Below are 4,734 nucleotides of genomic sequence, written 5' to 3' on the forward strand. Positions count from 1 at the left end.
TGTGTACGAGACGGCGCCCCGCCCCCGTTCCCGCGCCGGAACGGCGGCGCGCCGCGCTCGACCGGCTGCGCGACGGCCGCCGCGGCAGGCCGCGTCGGCCGTCGAACGGCTGATGGCGGGCTACCGGGGACGGACACCGGCCGGTGTTCCCGTGCTGCGGGACCGGGCGGACGCCGTGGCGTACGCGGCGTACCGGATGCCCGCCACGTTCGAGGCCGTTTCCGCCGCGCTGCGCCGGCTCGCCGTCCGGCTGCCCGGCTGGGCGCCCGGCGGTCACCTCGACGTGGGCGGCGGGACCGGCGCGGCGGTCTGGGCGGCGGCGGGCGCCTGGCCGGACGCGGACCGCGCGACGGTCGTCCTGGACCGGGCCGGGCCCGCGCTCGACCTCGGCCGCGAGCTGGTCCGGCTGGCCGGGGACGGCCCGCAGCGGGCCGCGGAGTGGCGGTTGCAGAGCGTCGGCGCCACGCCGGCCGCGATCCCGGCGCTGCCCCCGACCGATCTGGTCACCGTCTCCTATGTGCTGGGCGAGCTGCCGGAGGCCGTCCGCGACGCCCTGGTCGACGCGGTGGCGCGGGCCGGCGCGGCGGTGGTCCTGGTCGAGCCGGGCACGCCCGACGGCTACCTGCGCGTCCGGTCCGCCCGCGACCGGCTCCTCGCCGCTGGGCTGCGCGTCCTGGCGCCCTGCCCGCACGACGGCATGTGTCCGGTCGAACCGGGCGCCGACTGGTGCCACTTCGCGGCCCGCGTCAGCCGCTCCGCACTGCACCGGCGGGTGAAGGGCGGCGTACTGCCGTACGAGGACGAGAAGTTCAGCTTCGTGGCGGCGGTCAGGCCCGGCGTGGCAGGGGACTTGGCCGCGACCCCGGCCGCCGGGCGCATCGTCCGCCGCCCGCTGACGCGCAAGGGGCAGGTGCTCCTGGACCTGTGCACCCGCGACGAGGGGCTGCGCCGCGTGACCGTTTCCAAGCGTCAGGGACCGGATTACCGGGCGGCGCGCGACGCCGCGTGGGGCGACGCGTGGCCGGTTTCTCCCGATTACCCATCGGGGCCCGACACAGGGCAGGATGTGCGCCACACGCGCGACGAGACCGCGGAGTAGGGGAATAAACGGCCCGGCTCCCGGTGCTTCCGGGCTTACGGGATGTCGGCGAGGCGCTAGGAGGCCCATGGAACGCGAGAGCAGAGTGCCCCGCTGGTTGCGTCGCGGAGCCCGGGGCGCCGCCGCCGGGGAAGCCGCCGCCCGGGCCCGTGAGGAGCTGCTGCTCGCCGCCGCCGAGGCGGGCTTCCCGCTGGCGCCCGCCGCGTACCCGCAGGACTACGGATGCTCCTGCGAACGCATCGGCTGTCCCACGCCGGCCCGCCACCCCGTCTCGCTGACCTGGGCGACCCAGGCGACGACCGACCGCGAGCAGATCCTCCGCTGGCTGCGCGCCGACCCCCGCGCCAACTTCGTCACCGCCACCGGCCGCGCCCACGACGTCCTGGACGTCCCGGCCGCCGCGGGCCGCGCGGCGATGGACCGGCTGACGGCCGAGGGCGTGGACCTCGGCCCGGTCGCCGTCGCCGAGCCGGACCGGCTGCTGTTCTTCACCACCACGCGCGGCACACCGGACGACGAGGACGAGTGGTGGCCGTGCGAACTGGACTGCCACCCGGAGACGATGGACGAGCACCCGGGCCTGCGCTGGCACTGTCGCGGCAGCTATGTCCTGCTGCCCCCGGCCCGCCTCCCGGCGGCCCCCGACGCCGGGGTCCGCTGGCTGCGGGGCCCGGAGCACCCGCTGCCGGACCCGCTGACGCTCATCGAGGCGCTGACGGACGCCTGCGCCGAGTACGTCGCCGCGACCGAGCCGGCCCACTGACGCTTCCGGGGGCACGCCCCCGGCGCCGGGTCACGGCGTCATCAGCGGGGCGAGGAACGTGAGCGCGTCCTGCGCCGAGGCCGTCAGCACGTCGCTGTGGCCGACGGACGGGTACGTCGTGTACGTCACGGGCTGCGCGGCGGCGGTCAGGTCGTCCACCAGCTGGTCGGTCGTGAACTTGGCGACGGTCTGGTCGTCCACGCCCTGCGCGATGAACAGCGGGTCGTCGTAGCCGCTGGTCGGCACGTCGAAGGTGGCGCTCATCACCTCGGCGAAGGCGTCGTCCAGGGGCCTGCTCAGCAGCTCCCCTATGTCGATGCCCTGGGTGCGCTGCCACAGGGCGGCGTTGCACAGCGTCTCGGCGTCGGTGACCACCTCGGCGCCGAGCGGGCTGAGGTAGGAGCCCATGTCGAACTCCGGGTTCGCGGCCTGGAGTCCGGCGAAGATGTAGGCGAGCAGCGGAACGAGCTGCGGCGCGACCGTGATGTCCGGGTTCAGCGAGGAGATCATCGGCGTCAGGTTGGACGGCGGCGCCAGCGCCACCGTGCCGCGGAAGTCCAGCTCGGGGGCGTAGTCCGGGGCGATGTGGCCGGTGAACAGCGCGGCGTGGCCGCCCTGCGAGTGCCCGGCCACGGCCCACCGGGTCCCGAACAGCTTCGGGGACAGTTTCCGCGCCGCCCGCACGATGTCCACGACGCCCCGCGCCTCGATCTCGCCGTCCAGATACGGGTGGACGCCGGGGCCACCGAGGCCCGCGTAGTCGGTGGCGACGACCGCGTAGCCCGCCTGGAGCCAGGTGCTCAGGTAGCTGCTCATCCCCGCCGGGACGGGGTTGGCCGAGGGCGCGCAGGAGTCTCCCAGCCCGGTGGTGCCATGGGCCCAGGACAGCACCGGCCAGCCGCCGGCCGGGGCCTGGCCGCTGGGTACGTAGACCAGTCCGCCCACCACCGTGGACTCGCCGCCGACCCCGGTCGAGGTGTACGTGACGCGGGCGGCGAACCCGGCGCCCGCCGGCCGCTGGGAGCTGGGCAGCATCTGGATGCCGCGCACGGTCCCCGGCGCGGTCGTGGTGGCGGTGGTGGCCGCCGTGGGGGCGGCGGCCGCCGCCCCGGCCGCCGGGGGGAGACCGGTGACGCAGCCGAACGAGGCGGGGGCCAGGGCGAGGGACGCGGCGACGGCCGCTCGGCGCAGACTCATGGCCGGATGCTAGCCAGCGGTCCCGCCGGGCGGCCCCGCCCCGGCGGGAATCACTGCGGAGGGGACAGGTCGGGCGGTCGGCGTTGGCATCGCTATGCCAAGAAACGGGCAACCGGCCGGATCCCGGCCGCCGGTGGCGGGCGTTACTCGCCGCCCGCCGTGATGACGCCGGCCACACGGCCCACGATCTCGATGTCGCCCTCGCCCTCGGGGACCAGCGCCGCCTGGGTGACGACCCACTCCATGGTCAGGGCCTGTTCGGCCGGGGCGTCCATCAGCGCCTCCACCAGCGGGTCCACGACCAGCGGCTCGTTCGGCGCCATCGTCCGCTTCTCGTGGTACAGCGACGTGAACAGCACCAGCGCGCCGCCGTCCGCCGTCCGCAGCGCGACGGGCGCGTACGCCTCGTCCTCCGCCGCCCGGTCGCGGAACTCGGTGATGAACTCCGGCTGGCTGTTGGCCTCTTCGCGTGCCGCCAGCGCGTCCGTCGTGTACGGGCCCTCGGTGAACGGGCCGTCGCCCTCGCTGGACAGGTACTCGGCGTAGGCGGCGCTCAGTTCGCCGGGTTCGAGCGCCAGACCCGAGTGGGTGTCGCCCTCCACCGGGATGTCCTCCAGGAAACCGTCGCCGTCCTCGGCCAGTTCGGGGAAGTCGTCGGCGGCCAGCACCGTGAGGTAGGAGACCGCCCACTCCTCCTTGATGCCGTCGCGGGTGAAGATGAGCAGCCACCGGTTCTCGGTGTCCTGTGCCGTCCGCGCGTCCACCGCGAAGTACTTGGGCCAGCCCGCCTGCTGAGGTATGTGGAACCGCGCGTCGGTGAACTCCAGCGGCTCGTAGTTGATGGCGCCCTCGGGCGTCACCTCGTGCCGCGCGGTCAGCTCCGCGTCGCGGATCGCGCCCAGCGGGCCGGTCTCCACCGTGGCGTTCAGCTCCGGGTCGTACGTCTCCAGGGCCTCGTTGCTCGTCTCGACGTAATGCTCGAACGCGCGCTCCGCCTCGCCCTCGGTGAGGGCCGGGACGACGGCGGTCTCGCCGTGCACCGTCATGCAGCCCGACAGGGACGTCACCGCCGCCAGGGCTGTGGCGAGCCCCGCCGTGGCCGTCGTCAGTCGTGCTCGCACCCGCATCGTGGGGCCTCCCCGTCGTTCTCCGCCCGGTGTCCTCGCTCCGGCCCACGCATCGTATCCGTGCGCGGCGTGCGATGATGCCCCGCATGGCGGGGACGGCGGACACGATGACCTACGGCGCGGCGATCGCGCGGCTGCGCGACGCGCAGAAGACGTCCAAGGGCGTCTCGCTCTACTCGCGGTACGTCAACCGGCCGCTGGGCCGGGTCCTCGCCGCCGCCGCCTACCGGGCCGGGCTCACCCCGAACCAGGTGACCGGCGTCAGCGCCGTCTTCAGCTTCGCCGCTGTCGCCGCCGTCGCCCTCGCCCGCCCGTCGTGGCCGCTGGCCGTCGCCGTGTACGCCGGGCTCGTCCTCGGCTTCGCGCTCGACTCCGCCGACGGGCAACTCGCGCGGCTGCGTGGCGAGTCCAGCCCCGCGGGGCGTCCCCGATCTCGGTGGCCATCGTGGCGTAACCGGCGACGTTGTCCGGGTTGTTGTACTGGTCCGGCCAGTAGGCGCCCGGCAGGGCGTCGAGCAGCTCGCGCAGCCGGGCGATGCCCGCGGCCT

General features: G+C 75.1%; 4 protein-coding genes and 1 pseudogene. 3 read left to right on the forward strand and 2 right to left on the reverse strand.

Annotated features, from left to right (window positions below):
* The first annotated feature begins 1 nt into the window (after window position 1).
* Both BN2279_RS07285 and BN2279_RS07290 read left to right on the forward strand, forming a co-directional pair.
* Entirely contained in the window at window positions 2–1,099 is a 1,098-nt protein-coding gene (locus BN2279_RS07285) for a small ribosomal subunit Rsm22 family protein (protein ID WP_234347551.1), read from the forward strand.
* Window positions 1,100–1,166: 67 nt separating this feature from the next.
* Window positions 1,167–1,862, forward strand: coding sequence for a bifunctional DNA primase/polymerase (locus tag BN2279_RS07290; protein ID WP_059007651.1), 696 nt, complete (start codon window positions 1,167–1,169; stop codon window positions 1,860–1,862).
* 30 nt (window positions 1,863–1,892) lie between these two features.
* Here BN2279_RS07290 and BN2279_RS07295 read toward each other — a convergent pair whose 3' ends face one another.
* Window positions 1,893–3,059: a lipase family protein gene (locus BN2279_RS07295; RefSeq protein ID WP_059007653.1), complete on the reverse strand. Its 1,167-nt coding sequence runs from the start codon at window positions 3,057–3,059 to the stop codon at window positions 1,893–1,895.
* A 143-nt stretch (window positions 3,060–3,202) separates the two neighbouring features.
* Window positions 3,203–4,186 carry an SCO2278 family lipoprotein gene (locus tag BN2279_RS07300; RefSeq protein ID WP_059007655.1) on the reverse strand — a complete coding sequence of 328 codons (984 nt, stop codon included), beginning with the start codon at window positions 4,184–4,186 and terminating at the stop codon, window positions 3,203–3,205.
* 86 nt (window positions 4,187–4,272) lie between these two features.
* Here BN2279_RS07300 and BN2279_RS27320 point away from each other — a divergent pair.
* Window positions 4,273–4,734, forward strand: a pseudogene (locus BN2279_RS27320) (hypothetical protein); the annotation flags it as partial.

This window comes from Streptomyces specialis, assembly GCF_001493375.1.
Taxonomy (GTDB): domain Bacteria; phylum Actinomycetota; class Actinomycetes; order Streptomycetales; family Streptomycetaceae; genus Streptomyces; species Streptomyces specialis.

Coding starts and splice junctions, on each gene's coding strand:
- BN2279_RS07290 (WP_059007651.1), top strand. CDS start 1,167: ATGGAACGCGAGAGCAGAGTGCCCCGCTGGTTGCGTCGCGGAGCCCGG.
- BN2279_RS07295 (WP_059007653.1), bottom strand. CDS start 3,059: ATGAGTCTGCGCCGAGCGGCCGTCGCCGCGTCCCTCGCCCTGGCCCCC.
- BN2279_RS07300 (WP_059007655.1), bottom strand. CDS start 4,186: ATGCGGGTGCGAGCACGACTGACGACGGCCACGGCGGGGCTCGCCACA.